General features: G+C 69.8%; 9 protein-coding genes. 8 read left to right on the top strand and 1 reads right to left on the bottom strand.

Annotated features, from left to right (window positions below):
- Positions 1-530 precede the first annotated feature (530 nt).
- Positions 531-4,499: a polymorphic toxin-type HINT domain-containing protein gene (locus ACFWB8_RS16395; RefSeq protein ID WP_385226531.1), complete on the top strand. Its 3,969-nt coding sequence runs from the start codon at positions 531-533 to the stop codon at positions 4,497-4,499.
- Positions 4,500-4,810: 311 nt separating this feature from the next.
- Here the strand turns inward: ACFWB8_RS16395 and ACFWB8_RS16390 are convergent, their stop codons facing one another.
- Positions 4,811-5,368 carry an adenylosuccinate lyase gene (locus ACFWB8_RS16390; protein ID WP_385226529.1) on the bottom strand — a complete coding sequence of 186 codons (558 nt, stop codon included), beginning with the start codon at positions 5,366-5,368 and terminating at the stop codon, positions 4,811-4,813.
- 388 nt (positions 5,369-5,756) lie between these two features.
- Here ACFWB8_RS16390 and ACFWB8_RS16385 point away from each other — a divergent pair, with 388 nt between their 5' ends.
- The 7 genes from ACFWB8_RS16385 to ACFWB8_RS16355 all read left to right on the top strand — a co-directional run bounded on the left by ACFWB8_RS16385 (position 5,757) and on the right by ACFWB8_RS16355 (position 15,070).
- Positions 5,757-7,559: a 3-hydroxyacyl-CoA dehydrogenase family protein gene (locus ACFWB8_RS16385; protein WP_385226527.1), complete on the top strand. Its 1,803-nt coding sequence runs from the start codon at positions 5,757-5,759 to the stop codon at positions 7,557-7,559.
- A gap of 163 nt (positions 7,560-7,722) precedes the next feature.
- Positions 7,723-8,535: a TetR family transcriptional regulator gene (locus ACFWB8_RS16380; RefSeq protein ID WP_385226525.1), complete on the top strand. Its 813-nt coding sequence runs from the start codon at positions 7,723-7,725 to the stop codon at positions 8,533-8,535.
- Between the two features lie 381 nt (positions 8,536-8,916).
- Positions 8,917-10,254: a crotonyl-CoA carboxylase/reductase gene (gene ccrA / locus ACFWB8_RS16375; RefSeq protein ID WP_385226523.1), complete on the top strand. Its 1,338-nt coding sequence runs from the start codon at positions 8,917-8,919 to the stop codon at positions 10,252-10,254.
- 40 nt (positions 10,255-10,294) lie between these two features.
- Positions 10,295-12,373 (top strand): protein meaA, encoded by a 2,079-nt coding sequence (locus ACFWB8_RS16370; RefSeq protein WP_385226522.1) that lies wholly within the window; start codon positions 10,295-10,297, stop codon positions 12,371-12,373.
- Complete coding sequence (locus ACFWB8_RS16365; protein WP_385226520.1) at positions 12,370-13,344, top strand: HpcH/HpaI aldolase/citrate lyase family protein; 975 nt, start codon at positions 12,370-12,372, stop codon at positions 13,342-13,344. The genes ACFWB8_RS16370 and ACFWB8_RS16365 overlap by 4 nt, the downstream gene beginning before the upstream one ends.
- Positions 13,345-13,349: 5 nt before the next feature.
- The gene (locus ACFWB8_RS16360; protein ID WP_112450492.1) at positions 13,350-13,862 is read left to right on the top strand and encodes a MaoC family dehydratase; all 513 of its coding nucleotides are present in this window, start codon (positions 13,350-13,352) and stop codon (positions 13,860-13,862) included.
- A 2-nt stretch (positions 13,863-13,864) separates the two neighbouring features.
- Positions 13,865-15,070, top strand: a complete 1,206-nt coding sequence (locus ACFWB8_RS16355) for an acyl-CoA dehydrogenase family protein (RefSeq protein ID WP_385226517.1) — start codon at positions 13,865-13,867, stop codon at positions 15,068-15,070.
- The last annotated feature ends 48 nt before the right edge of the window (positions 15,071-15,118 follow it).

Below are 15,118 nucleotides of genomic sequence, written 5' to 3'. Positions count from 1 at the left end.
CTGAGTCACGAAATGAACGTTCGGAAGGGTCATCCGACAGACCTTGGCCAGACCTCGGCCCACGGCGCTGACAGCCGCACGGACCGCCGCGCATCCCCCCGATGCGGCCCCCGACGAGCCTGTTCCGGAGCAGACGGTAGCGCCCGAACCCCGGGTAGCTCAACCACGGCTGAGCACTGTTCAACTGTAATTGATTTTTGCCAGGTCAAGACATACGGTCTGGCAGGCCGGGCGAACGTCATGCCCGGCCGCGCCGCCGCGCCCCTGGACGACACCGTCGTACGGGGCAACCCGGCGACCTCACCGATGGCAACGGGAGAGACATCGGCGGGGTCGCCCGCGGCGGTGCCGGTCTTCCATGCCGCACCGGTGATGTCGTGCGGAGTCGATCTGCGGGGCGCTCGACCAGGCACCCGCACACAGACGGCTCTGCCACGCACCAACGTTGGGGGACCTGCCGCATGAGACGGCGAACACTTTTCAGCGGGGCACAACGCCTCAAGACGGGCCGCCGTAGCCTCGCCTCCCCCGTGGCACTGCGCACCACCCTCGGATCAGTGCTGCCCGCAGCACTGATCATGGGTCTGCTGGGCCAGTCACCCGCCACGGCCGCGGAGGTGACGGAACCTCCGGCCTACGCGCGACAGGTCGCCGTCGACTACTGGGCTTCGGGCGGAGCCGGCGTCAAGGAAGCGGCCGAGCGGGCGCTCCTCGGGTCGGACGCGGACATCAAGAAGTTCCTCGACGAGGCGTCGGCCCTTCAGTACGACGACGACTCCGTTCGGGTCAGCCGCATGTTCAACGCGGGTGGTCCGGCCGTTCGGGCGGCAGCCAACCAGGCGCTCAAGGGCACGCCCGCGCAGCTGAACACCTTCCTGAACTCGGGTTGGCAGGGTCCGCTGAACGAGGACCGCCAGGTCGAGGTCTCGCGGGTCATCAACACGGGCGGTACCGGGGTCAAGGAGGCCGGCAAGGCCGCCCTCAAGGGCACTGCGCAAGACGTCGTCAAGTTCCTCAGCGAGGGCCAGTACTCGGCGCGCGAGGCGGACAACGAGGTCGCGGTCTCGAAGCTGGCCGGCAGCGGCGGTCCGAACGTGAAGGCGGCCGCGAAGATCGCCCTGCGCGGCACGCCTGATGACATGGTCGAGTTCCTGGAGATCGGCCAGTTCACGGCGCGCAACCGGGACCAGGAGTACGCCACCGTCGCGCAGCTGACGGAGGACGCCAAGCAGGCAGGCATCCGGGCCGAGGACGCCATGAAGGCGTCCGAGGAAGCCTCGGCCCGCGCCATCGACGCGTCGAACAAGGCGAAGGAGGCCGCGCAGAAGGCCGCCCACGAGGCGAACCTGGCGAAGAACGACGCCACGCGCGCCGCGGTCAAGGCCAAGCAGGCCGCCGACGCGGCCCGCGCCGCGGCTGCCGCCGCTCAGCAGGCGATCAGCTCGGCGAACGCGGCCAGCCGCGCCGCGCGGATCGCCGCGCTCGCGGCCGCCCAGACCGCGAACGCTGCCGCCGCCGCCGCGAACGCGGCGAACGACGCGTACAACGCGGCCATCGCCGCCGGCAACGACGCCACCCAGGCCTCGCGCGCCAAGGACCTCGCCGGTATCGCCCGTATGGCGGCCAGCCTGGTCGACACCTCCGCGCTGGCGGCCGAGATGGCCGGCAAGGCCTCCCAGGCCGCCGGACTCGCGGCCAAGGCCTCGCAGAGCGCCGGCGACAACGCCAACGCGGCAGCCGATGCCGCCGACCAGGCCAACAACTACGCGGACGCGGCCGGCAACTCCTCCGCCGAGGCCCGCCAGGCCGCGGCCGACGCCCGCCGCCACGCCAACGCCGCCAACCGCGCCGCCGACCAGGCCTCCGGCCTCGCGCAGCGCTCCGCCAACGCGGCCTTCGAGGCGCGCGACGCAGCCCGATCCGCGGCCACGCACGCCCGCAAGGCGGCGGACGCGGCCGACGCGGCTGCCGCCCACGCGGGTGAGGCCGCGAACGCCGCTGCCGAGTCGAAGAAGCACGCCGACGCGGCCAAGGTGGCCGCCGAGACCGCCGACGCCGCCGTGACAACGGCCAAGAAGGTCGTCGCGATCGCCCGTGAGACCGAGGCCGCGGACCTCGTCACGCGTACCGAGGGTGCGATCGAGCGGGCCAAGTCCCGCAAGGCGCAGACCGACGCCTACGTCTCGGCCGTAGCAGCCCAGCAGGTCGAGGGCGTCAAGCTCGACACCACCGCGACCGAGCTGGCCGCCGAGGCGGCCAAGCCGACCGTGGACGTCAAGGCCACCGCCGCCAAGGGCCGCGCCCTCGCCATGAAGGCGATGAAGCTGCGCGGTCCCTGGAGCCAGGGAGCCGCGGCCACCGCGCTGGCCGGCACCGACACCGAAGTCCTGCAGTACCTGCGCACCGGCTGGAAGCAGGCCGGGCGCGACGAGATCCGCGAGCGCGTGTTCCAGCTGAGCGGACAGAGTCCCTATCCATCGGTGCGCACGGCAGCGAGCGGTGCCCTGACGGGCAACGACCAGCAGGTCACCGACTTCTACAGCAACGGCCAGTACACGGCCGGCACCGACGACCTGGCGGTCGAGGTCTCGAAGTTCAACAACTTCGGCGGCCCGAGCGTCAAGGACGCCACGAAGAAGGCCCTCGCGGACGGCAGCGGCAAGGCGCTCGCCACGTTCCTCGCCGTCGGCCAGTACTCGGCGCGCAACAGCGACGACGAGGTCATCGCCTCCAAGCTGGTCAACGAGGGCGGTCCCGAGGTCAAGGCAGCGGCCAAGATCGCCCTGGCTGCTCCGGCCGACCAGCTCCACGACTTCGTCGCCGTCGGCCAGCACATGGCCGCCCACAAGGACAGGCTCGCCGAGCACCACAAGAACCAGGTCGACCGGCTGCTCGCCGAGGCCTCCGGCATCGCCGCGAAGGCCAACCAGAACCGCTGGCGCGCCGCGGAAGCGGCCGCCAAGGCCGCCGCTGCCAAGAACGAGGCGGACATCGCAGCGGCCGAGGCGCAGAAGTCCGCGACCGCCGCCGCCAAGTCCGCGGACGACGCCAACAAGTCCGCGACCGCCGCCGAGGCCAGCGCCAGCGCGGCCAAGAAGTCCGCGGCCACCGCGCGCAACGCGGCAGCCGCCGCCGACCGCGACGCCGCCGCCGCCGAGGAGTCCGCCGCCCAGGCCGCCTTCTCCGCGCAGTACGCCCGCGACTCGGCAGACAAGGCGAACGCCTCCGCGGCCGACGCCCGGGAATCGGCGATCGCCGCCGGCAAGAGCAAGGACGAGGCCAACGCCCTCGCCTCCCAGGCCTGGACCGAGGTCAAGAAGAAGCTCGAAGCCGAACAGGCCGAAGCACGACGGCTCGCGGAAGAAGAGCGCAAGCGGCAGGCCGAGGCCGAGAAGAAGTCGAAGAAGCCCAAGTGCGTCGTCCCCTTCAACCGGGACAGCCTGCCCCCCTGCATGATGGGCGCCGACCCCGACCAGGTCATCTTCGCCAGCCCCGACCCGGAACTGGCCAAGATCCTCCTCAAGGTCGGCTGGGAGCTCTCGGGCGGCGCCGACATCCAGCGCTGCATCGAGGAGCCCTCCTGGGGCGGCTGCGCCATGGCCGTCGCCGGGGTCATCCCGGCCGGCAAGGCCCTCAAGGTCGTCAAGTGGGGGTCTGAAGGCGTCGAGGCCGCGATTGACGCGAAGAAGCTCAGCAAGTTCCTCGAGTGCTTCAAGCCCAACAGCTTCCCGGCCGGCACTCGCGTACTGATGGGTGACGGCACGGCTCGCCCGATCGAGCAGGTCGCCGTCGGCGACGAGGTCCTCGCCACCGACCCGGAAACCGGCACCACCGGTCCGCGCCGCGTCGAGGACACGATCTACACCCCCGACGACCGCGACTTCACCGACATCACCCTGGACGCCGCGAGCGGCTCCGGCCGCCTGACGTCGACCGACCACCACCCCTTCTGGTCCGAGAGCGCGCGCGGTTGGAAGAACGCCTCCGATCTCGCCGCCGGGGAAACCCTCCGCACCCCCGAGGGCAAGGCCGCTCGCATCAGCGACGTACGCCACTGGAAGACCCTCCAGCCCGCGTACAACCTGACCGTCAACCAGCTGCACACCTACTACGTCCTTGCCGCGAACACTCCGGTGCTCGTGCACAACGCGACGTGCCCGACCGGTTTCACGAACCTCGGCGGCAACAAGTTCAAGTCGCCCGGCGGCCTGGAATACGGGCCCGGTTCCGCGCACGGCCACCGCTTGGACCACGTGATGGAACACGCCAAGCCCGACCCGTCGAAGACCGCGCACAGCGTCTTCAAGGACCCCGACCTCGGTAGCATCACCGGGCTGCTCGACGAGGGATGGGCCAAGCGCGGCGTTCCGGACCCGAGCGACCCGGCGAAGTACGTCATCGACATGGGCAGGGAAGTCGGAACGTTGGGCGAGAAGAAGCTCAAGATCGTGGTGGTCCCCGGGACCACCAAGGTCATCACCGCCCACCCCATGTTCTAAGGAGAACGCAAATTGATCTGGTGTCCTCGATGCGACCAGGGATGGGTCATCGCCGCCCGCGTCAAGGGAAGGGATGACACCTTCCTGGTGTGCAAGGAGTGCGACACGGTGTGGGAGGACGGAAATCCCGTAGCCAAGGCTCCTTACGTCATTCTCGAGGAGTACATGGCCAGATTCGGGAAGAGTCAGCTCTGGTCGAATCTCGTGGAGCTCGAGGGCTAGATCCGTCCAACGGACAGCCGAGCGGCGGGTACTCCCTCACTTCGAGGAGTGCCCGCCGCTTTGGCGTACCGGCCCGGCCGCAGCGGGCGTCAGGGCAGGGCCCGCAGGGCCTTCGTCGCCGCCAGGGCCAGGCGGGGGTGGGACTGGGCGCGGGTCAGGGCCTCGCGGGCGCGGGGGTCGGCCAGGGCGCCCAGGCCCTCCACGCAGGCCAGGGCGACGCGCCAGTACGGGTCGTTCGGCGCGAGGAGTCGCGACAGGGTGCTGATCAGGGCCGGGGCCGATTCCGGGGCCCGCAGCGCGGTGAGCAGCCGGACCGGCTGCAGGGCGTAGGCGGTGCGGAGCCCGTTGGTCGCCAGGGCCGCCGCCGCGCGGGCGGTGCGCGGGTCGCCCAGCACGGCCAGCGCCTCGGCGGCGGCCGCGCAGCGCGGCGGGTCGCGGTGGTTGAGCAGCAGCACCAGCGGCTCGAAGGCGCGGGCGTCGCCGCCCAGGCCAAGCCGGTACGCGGCCAGTTCGCGCGCCCACAGGGGCAGCCCGGCCGAAGTCAGGGAGGCCGCCAGGGCGTCCGGCGCCGCCGCCAGCAGCACCTCGTACTCCGCCTTGGCCGACTGCCCGGCCTCCGCCCGCAGGCGCTCCAGCACGTCGTTCACCCGGCCACCCTAGGCGCGTGCGGCCGCCGCCACGGCCCGTTCGCAGTGATTGATGATCGATGATCGATGATCGGTACATTTGGGCGGTACAGGTCACATCTCCGCACTCTGGCGCACCAGTTACCGGCGGGTTACTGTCGCTCCAACACGTACGGGGACGGCCTGGTGACGCAGCCGCCTCGTGCCAGTCGGTTCTGAATGAAGTACGACGTACGACGTATTACACGGCGTACGTGCACCACCCACGGCGTGGCCCCGGGACAGGGTCCGCCGCTCTCCGCCCCTTCGGGCATTGCGTGCGATCTTCCGCATCAGCCTGCCGGCCGCGAACTGTGCGCCGCGCGCCGGGCCACCCTCAGTCGTCACCTTCTTCCACTGGAGTCCCGCGATGGACCGTCCGTCCACGTCCAGTCAGTCCACCCTCCAGACCATCGCCGTCGTCGGCCTCGGCACGATGGGCACCGGCATCGCCGAGGTGCTCGCCCGGTCCGGCCGCGAGGTCATCGGCATCGACGTCAGCGACACCGCCGCCGCCCGGGCCACCGCCGCCCTCGCGGCCTCCACGGCGCGTTCCGTGACCCGGGAGCTGCTCAGCGAGCAGGAGCGCGCGGACGTGCTCGCCCGGTTCCGTACCTACTCCGAGCTGAGCGCGGCCGCCGACGCCGACCTCGTCATCGAGGTCGTCCCCGAGTCCTACGAGCTCAAGCAGCAGGTCTTCCGCGAGCTCGACGCGGTCGTGCGGCCCGACACGATCCTGGCCACCGGCACCAACGCCCTCTCCGTGACCCGCATGGCCGCCGAGTCCCAGCGCCCCGAGCGCGTGCTCGGCCTGCACTTCTTCAACCCGGCCCCGGCGATGAAGCTGGTCGAGGTGGTCTCCTGCGTGCTGACCGCCCCGTCCGCCGTCGAGGCCGTCACCGCGCTGGCCCGCGAGCTCGGCAAGGAGCCGGTCGCCGTCGGCGACCGGCCCGGCTTCGTCGCCGACGGCCTGCTCTTCGGCTACCTGAACCAGGCCGCCGCGATGTACGAGTCGAAGTACGCCTCCCGCGAGGACATCGACGCGGCGATGCGGCTGGGCTGCGGTCTGCCGATGGGGCCGCTGGCGCTGCTGGACCTGATCGGCGTGGACACCGCGCGGACCGTCCTGGAGGCCATGTACGCCTCCTCCGGCGACCGGCTGCACGCCCCGGCCCCGATCCTCGGCCACCTCGCCGAGGCCGGCCTGACCGGGCAGAAGTCGGGCCGCGGGTTCTACACGTACGCACAGGCCGGCAGCTCGGCGATCGTCGCCGACGCCCTGACCCCGGCGGCCGACGCCGGCCTCGGCGCGGGCCGCCCGGTCACCTCGGTCGGCGTGGCCGGCTCGGGCACCATGGCCAGCGGTATCGCGCAGGTCTTCGCGCAGTCGGGCTTCGACGTGGTGCTGGCCGCGCGCAGCCAGGAGAAGGCGGACGCGGCGAAGGCCGCGATCGCCAAGTCGCTCGGCCGTGCGGTGGCCAAGGGCCGGCTGACCCAGGAGGCGGCGGACCTGACCCTGGGGAGGGTCACCCCGGCCGGTTCGCTGGACGCCTTCGCGGAGGTGGACCTGGCGGTCGAGGCGGTCGCCGAGAACCTGGCGGTCAAGCAGGAGCTGTTCGCGTCCCTGGACAAGGTCTGCAAGCCCGGCGCGGTGCTGGCGACGACCACGTCCTCGCTGCCGGTGATCGCGATCGCCCGTGCCACGTCGCGTCCGCAGGACGTGATCGGCATGCACTTCTTCAACCCGGCCCCGGCGATGAAGCTGGTCGAGGTGGTCCGCACCGTGCTGACAGCCGACGACGTGCACGCGACGGTCCGCGGGATCTGCTCGAAGGTGCGCAAGCACCCGGTGGACTGCGGGGACCGGGCGGGCTTCATCGTGAACGCGCTGCTGTTCCCGTACCTCAACAACGCGATCAAGATGGTCGAGCAGCACTACGCCAGCCTCGACCAGATCGACGCGGCGATGAAGCTGGGCGGCGGCTACCCGATGGGGCCCTTCGAGCTCCTCGACGTGGTCGGCCTGGACGTCTCGCTGGCCATCGAGCAGGTCCTCCACAAGGAGTTCCGCGACCCGGGCCTGGCCCCCTCCCCGCTGCTGGAGCACCTGGTGGCGGCGGGCTGCCTCGGCCGGAAGACCGGCCGCGGATTCCGTGAGTACGCCCGTCGGTAAGCCGCGGGCCCCAGAGCCGGATGCGTGGGGAGGGCTGCTCGGGTCCGCCGGACCCTCACGGCGGACTGACCCTCCCGAGCCCAGTGCGGGCTCTCCCCCGCATCCATCCCCCTCCCACCCCCCTCAGGCGCGCTCTCCTGCGCGAATGAAGTACTTTCGCTCTATGTCCCAGCCCGCCAAGACCTCGCCCCGCGCCTCCTCGTCCTCCGACGCCCCGGAGACCCCGGCCGGCACCAAGGCGGCCGCGCAGCGGCTCAAGATGCGCCGCGAGCTCGCGGCGGCCGCGATGGAGCTGTTCGCGACCAAGGGGTACGAGGCGACGACGGTCGACGAGATCGCCGCGACCGCGGGCGTGGCCCGGCGGACCTTCTTCCGGCACTTCCGGTCCAAGGAAGAGGCGATCTTCCCGGACCACGACGACACCCTGACCCGCGCCGAGGCCGTCCTCGACGTGGCCCCGGCGCACGAGCACCCGCTCGACACGGTGTGCCGGGGGATCAAGGAAGTCATGAAGATGTACGCCGCCTCGCCCGCGGTGTCGGTGGAGCGCTACCGGCTGACCCGCGAGGTGCCGGCGCTGCGGGAGCGGGAGATCGCCTCGGTGGCCCGGTACGAGCGGCTCTTCACGCGCTACCTGCTCGCCCACTTCGACGAGCAGGACCACCACGACGGCAACGACGACCCGCTGCTGGCCGAGGTGGCCGCCTCCGCGGTGGTGACCGCCCACAACCACGTGCTGCGGCGCTGGCTGCGGGCGGGCGGCCAGGGGGACGTGGAGGCCCAGCTGGACCACGCCTTCTCGATCGTGCGCAAGACCTTCGGTTCGGGGATCGGCGCGGGCCGCACCCTGACCACCGCGCCGGCCGCGCCGGCCGCGGTCCGCACCCAGGGCGAGGTGCTGGTCGCGGTGGCTCGCACCGACGCCCCGCTCGACGAGGTCATGCGGACCATCGAAGAGGCACTGCGCAACAAGTAGCGATCCTCGTCACAGAGGCCGCCCCCGTTTCGGGGGCGGCCTTCTTTGTTTGTCCGGCTTGCCCCTACTCGCGGGTAACTCTGATCGATCATCGCTCATGTGCGCAGGTCAATCGGCAAATGAGAGAAACTTTTGGCACGCGGTGCCTTGCCGGGTGACACGGGGTGCCATACGTTGAATCTGTCCGGATGTCCCCGCGGCCCTCGCCCACTCGGCTCGGAACGCGCCCCGGATGCCTGCGTCACCAGGCTCCCGCTCGCCCCACCACAGGCGCGCCAGCACCACCGCTCTGCCGAACCGACGGCACACACACCACACCCGCTCCACGCACCCGCGTACCCCTCAGCGCACCCTCATCAGCGCTAAGCCGGAGGCTCTACCGTGAAGGACATCCTGGACGCGATTCAGTCGCAGTCCGCCACCGCCGCAGACTACGCGGCCCTGCCGCTGCCCGACTCGTACCGCGCGATCACCGTGCACAAGGACGAGACGGAGATGTTCGCGGGGCTCACGACGCGCGAGAAGGACCCGCGCAAGTCGCTGCACCTCGACCAGGTCCCGGTGCCGGAACTCGGCCCGGGCGAGGCCCTGGTGGCCGTCATGGCCTCCTCGGTCAACTACAACTCCGTGTGGACCTCGATCTTCGAGCCGGTGTCCACCTTCAGCTTCCTGGAGCGCTACGGGCGCCTGTCGGAGCTCACCAAGCGCCACGACCTCCCGTACCACATCATCGGCTCCGACCTCGCGGGCGTCGTGCTGCGCACCGGCCCCGGCGTCAACGCCTGGCAGCCCGGCGACGAGGTCGTCGCGCACTGCCTGTCGGTCGAGCTGGAGTCCTCCGATGGCCACAACGACACGATGCTCGACCCCGAGCAGCGCATCTGGGGCTTCGAGACCAACTTCGGCGGCCTGGCGGAGATCGCACTCGTCAAGTCGAACCAGCTGATGCCCAAGCCGGACCACCTCAGCTGGGAGGAGGCCGCCTCCCCCGGCCTGGTCAACTCCACCGCCTACCGCCAGCTGGTCTCCCGCAACGGCGCCGGCATGAAGCAGGGCGACAACGTCCTGATCTGGGGCGCGAGCGGCGGCCTCGGCTCCTACGCCACCCAGTTCGCGCTGGCCGGCGGCGCCAACCCGATCTGTGTCGTCTCCAGCGCGCAGAAGGCGGACATCTGCCGCGCGATGGGCGCGACCGCGATCATCGACCGCAGCGCCGAGGGCTACAAGTTCTGGAAGGACGAGCACACCCAGGACCCCAAGGAGTGGAAGCGCCTCGGCAAGCGCATCCGCGAGCTGACCGGCGGCGAGGACGTGGACATCGTCTTCGAGCACCCGGGCCGCGAGACCTTCGGCGCCTCCGTGTACGTCACCCGCAAGGGCGGCACCATCGTCACCTGCGCCTCGACCTCGGGCTACAACCACGAGTACGACAACCGCTACCTGTGGATGTCCCTGAAGAAGATCGTGGGCTCGCACTTCGCGAACTACCGCGAGGCGTGGGAGGCCAACCGCCTGGTGGCCAAGGGCAAGATCCACCCCACCCTCTCGAAGGTCTACTCCCTGGAGGAGACCGGCCAGGCCGCGTACGACGTCCACCGCAACCTCCACCAGGGCAAGGTCGGCGTCCTCGCGCTGGCCCCCGAGGAGGGCCTGGGCGTCCGCGACCACGAGATGCGCGCCACGCACCTCGACGCGATCAACCGCTTCCGCAACGTCTGAATCGTCTGAGACCGTTCAAAGGCCAAAGGGACAGCCTGAGATGACAGAGCGCCAGAAAGACCGTCCGTGGCTCATGCGGACGTACGCCGGCCACTCCACGGCCGAGGCGTCCAACGAGCTGTACCGCCGCAACCTCGCCAAGGGCCAGACCGGCCTGTCGGTCGCCTTCGACCTGCCGACGCAGACCGGCTACGACCCGGACCACGTCCTCGCCCGCGGCGAGGTGGGCCGGGTCGGGGTCCCGGTCTCCCATCTGGGCGACATGCGGCGGCTGTTCCAGGACATCCCCCTGGAGCAGATGAACACCTCGATGACGATCAACGCCACCGCCATGTGGCTGCTGGCGCTCTACCAGGTGGCCGCCGAGGAGCAGGGTGCGGACATCTCGCAGCTCCAGGGCACCACTCAGAACGACATCGTCAAGGAGTACCTCTCGCGCGGGACGCACGTCTTCCCGCCGGGACCCTCGCTCCGCCTGACGACGGACATGATCGCGTACACGGTCAACCACATCCCGAAGTGGAACCCGATCAACATCTGCTCGTACCACCTCCAGGAGGCGGGGGCCACCCCGGTCCAGGAGATCTCGTACGCGATGTCCACCGCGATCGCCGTGCTGGACTCGGTGCGCGACTCGGGCCAGGTGCCCGAGGAGCGCTTCGGCGAGGTGGTCGCCCGTATCTCCTTCTTCGTGAACGCGGGCGTCCGCTTCATCGAGGAGATGTGCAAGATGCGCGCCTTCGGCCGCATCTGGGACAAGGTCACCCGCGAGCGGTACGGCATCGAGAACGACAAGCAGCGCCGCTTCCGCTACGGCGTGCAGGTCAACTCCCTCGGCCTGACCGAGGCGCAGCCGGAGAACAACGTCCAGCGCATCGTCCTGGAGATGCTGGCGGTCACCCTCTCCAAGGACGCCCGCGCCCGCGCCGTGCAGCTGCCGGCCTGGAACGAGGCGCTGGGCCTGCCCCGGCCCTGGGACCAGCAGTGGTCACTGCGCATCCAGCAGGTGCTCGCGCTCGAGAGCGACCTGCTGGAGTACGACGACATCTTCGCGGGCTCGCACGTGATCGAGGCCAAGGTCGAGTCCCTGGTCGCCGAGTGCCTCGCCGAGATCGACCGGATCCAGGAGATGGGCGGCGCGATGGCGGCCGTCGAGTCCGGCTACCTCAAGTCCCAGCTGGTCTCCTCGCACGCCGAGCGGCGGGCCCGGATCGAATCCGGCGAGGACAAGATCGTCGGCGTCAACTGCTTCCAGCAGACCGAGGAGAACCCGCTCACCGCCGACCTGGACGGCGCGATCATGACGGTGGACGGGGCGGTGGAAGCGCTGACCGTGGAGCGCATCGGCCGCTGGCGCGCCGAGCGCGAAGAGTCCTCGGACCGGCAGGGCAACGGCGATCCCTTCGTCTTCCCCACCGCCCGGCAGGCCCTGGACCGTCTCAAGGAGGCGGCGGCCGGCACCGAGAACCTGATGGAGGCCACCCTGGAGTGCGCCCGCGCCGGCGTCACCACCGGCGAGTGGGCGACCGCGCTCCGCGAGGTCTTCGGCGAGTTCCGCGCCCCGACCGGGGTCTCCTCCGCCCCGGTGGCCGTCACCGCCGAGCCCGGTACGCCGATGCACGAGGTCCGCGAGAAGGTCGCCCGTACGGCCGACGAGCTCGGCTCGGGCCGGCTGCGCCTGCTGGTCGGCAAGCCCGGCCTGGACGGGCACTCCAACGGCGCAGAGCAGATCGCCGTACGGGCCCGAGACGCGGGCTTCGAGGTGGTCTACCAGGGCATCCGGCTGACTCCGGAGGAGATCTCGTCGGCGGCGCTGGCCGAGGACGTGCACTGCGTGGGACTGTCCATCCTGTCCGGTTCGCACAGTGCGCTCGTCCCGGATGTCCTGGAACGCCTCCGTGCGGCGGGGGCGGGTGACATTCCCGTCATCGTCGGCGGCATCATTCCGAACGCGGACGCCGTCACACTCAAGGCGGCCGGAGTCGCCGCCGTCTTCACCCCCAAGGACTTCGGCATCACCGAGATCATCGGCCGTATCGTCGACGAGATCCGCAAAGCGAACAAGCTCCACCCCCTTCACGACACCGCAAACCTTGCAAGCACGGAGGTCCCCGCATGACCACGCCCGTCCACCCGGTCAACCGTCTTCGCCCGCGTCGCTCCTGCCTCGCGGTGCCGGGTTCCAACCCGCGCTTCCTGGAGAAGGCCCAGGGCCTGCCGGCCGACCAGGTCTTCCTCGACCTGGAGGACGCCTGCGCGCCGCTCGCCAAGGAAGGCGCCCGCCACACCATCGTGGACGCGCTGAACAACGGCGACTGGACCGGCAAGACCCGCGTGGTGCGCGTCAACGACTGGACCACCCACTGGACGTACCGCGACGTCATCACGGTCGTCGAGGGCGCCGGCCAGAACCTCGACTGCATCATGCTGCCGAAGGTCCAGGACGCCCAGCAGGTCGTGGCCCTGGACCTCCTCCTGACCCAGATCGAGAAGACCATGGGCTTCGAGGTCGGCAAGATCGGCATCGAGGCGCAGATCGAGAACGCCAAGGGCCTGGTGAACGTCGACGAGATCGCCGCCGCCTCGCCCCGCCTGGAGACGATCATCTTCGGGCCGGCCGACTTCATGGCCTCGATCAACATGAAGACGCTGGTCGTGGGCATGCAGCCGCCCGGCTACGGCGCGGACGCCTACCACTACATCCTGATGCGGATCCTGATGGCGGCCCGTACGCACAACCTCCAGGCCATCGACGGCCCCTTCCTCCAGATCCGCGACGTGGACGCGTACCGCGAGGTGGCCGGCCGCGCCGCCGCCCTCGGCTTCGACGGCAAGTGGGTCCTGCACCCCGGCCAGGTCGACGCGGCCAACGAGGTCTTCTCCCCCTCCCAGGAGGACTACGACCACGCCGAGCTCATCCTCGACGCGTACGACTGGTGCACCTCGGAGGCCGGCGGCAAGAAGGGCTCCGCAATGCTCGGCGACGAGATGATCGACGAGGCCAGCCGCAAGATGGCCCTGGTCATCGCGGGCAAGGGCCGCGCCGCGGGCATGGAGCGCACCACCAAGTTCGAAATCCCGGAGGCCTGATCCCGATGCAGTTCGGACGCACGTACGAAGAGTTCGAGGTCGGCGCGGTCTACAAGCACTGGCCCGGGAAGACGGTCACGGAGTACGACGACCACCTCTTCTGTCTGCTGACCATGAACCACCACCCGCTGCACATGGACAGCAACTACGCCGAGAACACGACCGACTTCGGCAAGAACGTGGTCGTGGGCAACTACATCTACTCGCTGCTGCTGGGCATGTCCGTCCCGGACGTCTCCGGGAAGGCCATCGCCAACCTGGAGATCGAGTCCCTGCGGCACGTGGCGCCCACCTTCCACGGCGACACCCTCTACGGCGAGACCACGGTCCTCGACAAGACCCCGTCGAAGTCGAAGAACGACCGCGGGATCGTGTACGTGGAGACCAAGGGCTACAAGCAGGACGGCACCCTCGTCTGCGTCTTCCGGCGCAAGGTGATGGTCCCGACCGAGACGTACATCAAGGAGCGCGGCGGCGAGCAGCCCGGCCGGCCCACGCTGAAGGAACAGGGGAAGTAGCCATGGCCCGACTCGCCCAGACCGCCGGGCTCAACGAAGTCCAGCGGGAGATCCTCAAGACCGTCCGGGAGTTCGTCGACAAGGAGATCATCCCGGTCGCGACCCAGCTGGAGCACCGCGACGAGTACCCGCAGGAGATCGTCGACGGGCTCAAGGAGCTCGGCCTCTTCGGGCTGATGATCCCGGAGGAGTACGGCGGCCTGGGTGAGTCGCTGCTCACCTACGCGCTGTGCGTCGAGGAGATAGCGCGTGGCTGGATGTCCGTCTCGGGCATCATCAACACCCACTTCATCGTGGCGTACATGCTCAAGCAGCACGGAACGCAGGAGCAGAAGGACTACTTCCTCCCGCGCATGGCGCTGGGCGAGGTGCGCGGCGCGTTCTCGATGTCCGAGCCGGGTCTGGGCTCCGACGTGTCGGCCATCACGTCCAAGGCGGTGAAGGACGGGGACGAGTACGTCCTGAACGGCCAGAAGATGTGGCTGACCAACGGCGGCACCTCCACCCTGGTGGCCGTCCTCGTCCGCAGTGACGAAGGACACCCGGAGGGCACGGCCCCGCACAAGTCGATGACGACCTTCCTCGTCGAGAAGGAGCCGGGCTTCGGTGAGGTCCGTCCGGGCCTTACGATCCCGGGCAAGATCGACAAGATGGGCTACAAGGGCGTCGACACGACCGAGCTGATCATGGACGGACTGCGCATTCCGGCCGATCGGGTGCTCGGCGGCCAGACAGGCCGAGGGTTTTACCAAATGATGGACGGGGTCGAGGTCGGCCGCGTCAACGTGGCGGCCCGTGGCTGCGGCGTCGCACAGCGTGCCTTTGAGCTGGGTGTCTCTTATGCCCAGCAACGTCACACTTTCGGCAAGGCCATCGCCGAGCACCAGGCGATCCAGTTCAAGCTGGCCGAAATGGCTACCAAGGTCGAAGCGGCCCATGCGATGATGGTCAATGCAGCACGCAAAAAGGACTCCGGGGAACGAAACGACCTCGAAGCAGGGATGGCGAAGTACCTCGCCTCCGAGTACTGCAAGGAGGTGGTGGAGGACGCCTTCCGTATCCACGGTGGCTACGGCTTCTCGAAGGAGTACGAGATCGAGCGCCTCTACCGGGAGGCCCCGATGCTGCTGATCGGTGAAGGTACCGCCGAGATCCAGAAAATGATCATTGGGCGACGCTTGCTCGAGGAGTACCGTCTCCAGGGCTGAAAGTCCCTTTTGCGGCGAATCCTCCAGTGATTTTCCGCAAAAGAGTGA

The organism is Streptomyces sp. NPDC060031, from assembly GCF_042736805.1.
In the GTDB taxonomy this organism is placed as follows: domain Bacteria; phylum Actinomycetota; class Actinomycetes; order Streptomycetales; family Streptomycetaceae; genus Streptomyces.
The sequence above is the reverse complement of the archived record's forward strand: the minus strand, read 5'-3'. Positions and strand labels throughout refer to the sequence as shown.

Coding starts and splice junctions, on each gene's coding strand:
- ACFWB8_RS16360 (WP_112450492.1), top strand. CDS start 13,350: ATGCAGTTCGGACGCACGTACGAAGAGTTCGAGGTCGGCGCGGTCTAC.
- ACFWB8_RS16380 (WP_385226525.1), top strand. CDS start 7,723: ATGTCCCAGCCCGCCAAGACCTCGCCCCGCGCCTCCTCGTCCTCCGAC.
- ACFWB8_RS16385 (WP_385226527.1), top strand. CDS start 5,757: ATGGACCGTCCGTCCACGTCCAGTCAGTCCACCCTCCAGACCATCGCC.
- ACFWB8_RS16355 (WP_385226517.1), top strand. CDS start 13,865: ATGGCCCGACTCGCCCAGACCGCCGGGCTCAACGAAGTCCAGCGGGAG.
- ACFWB8_RS16370 (WP_385226522.1), top strand. CDS start 10,295: ATGACAGAGCGCCAGAAAGACCGTCCGTGGCTCATGCGGACGTACGCC.
- ACFWB8_RS16365 (WP_385226520.1), top strand. CDS start 12,370: ATGACCACGCCCGTCCACCCGGTCAACCGTCTTCGCCCGCGTCGCTCC.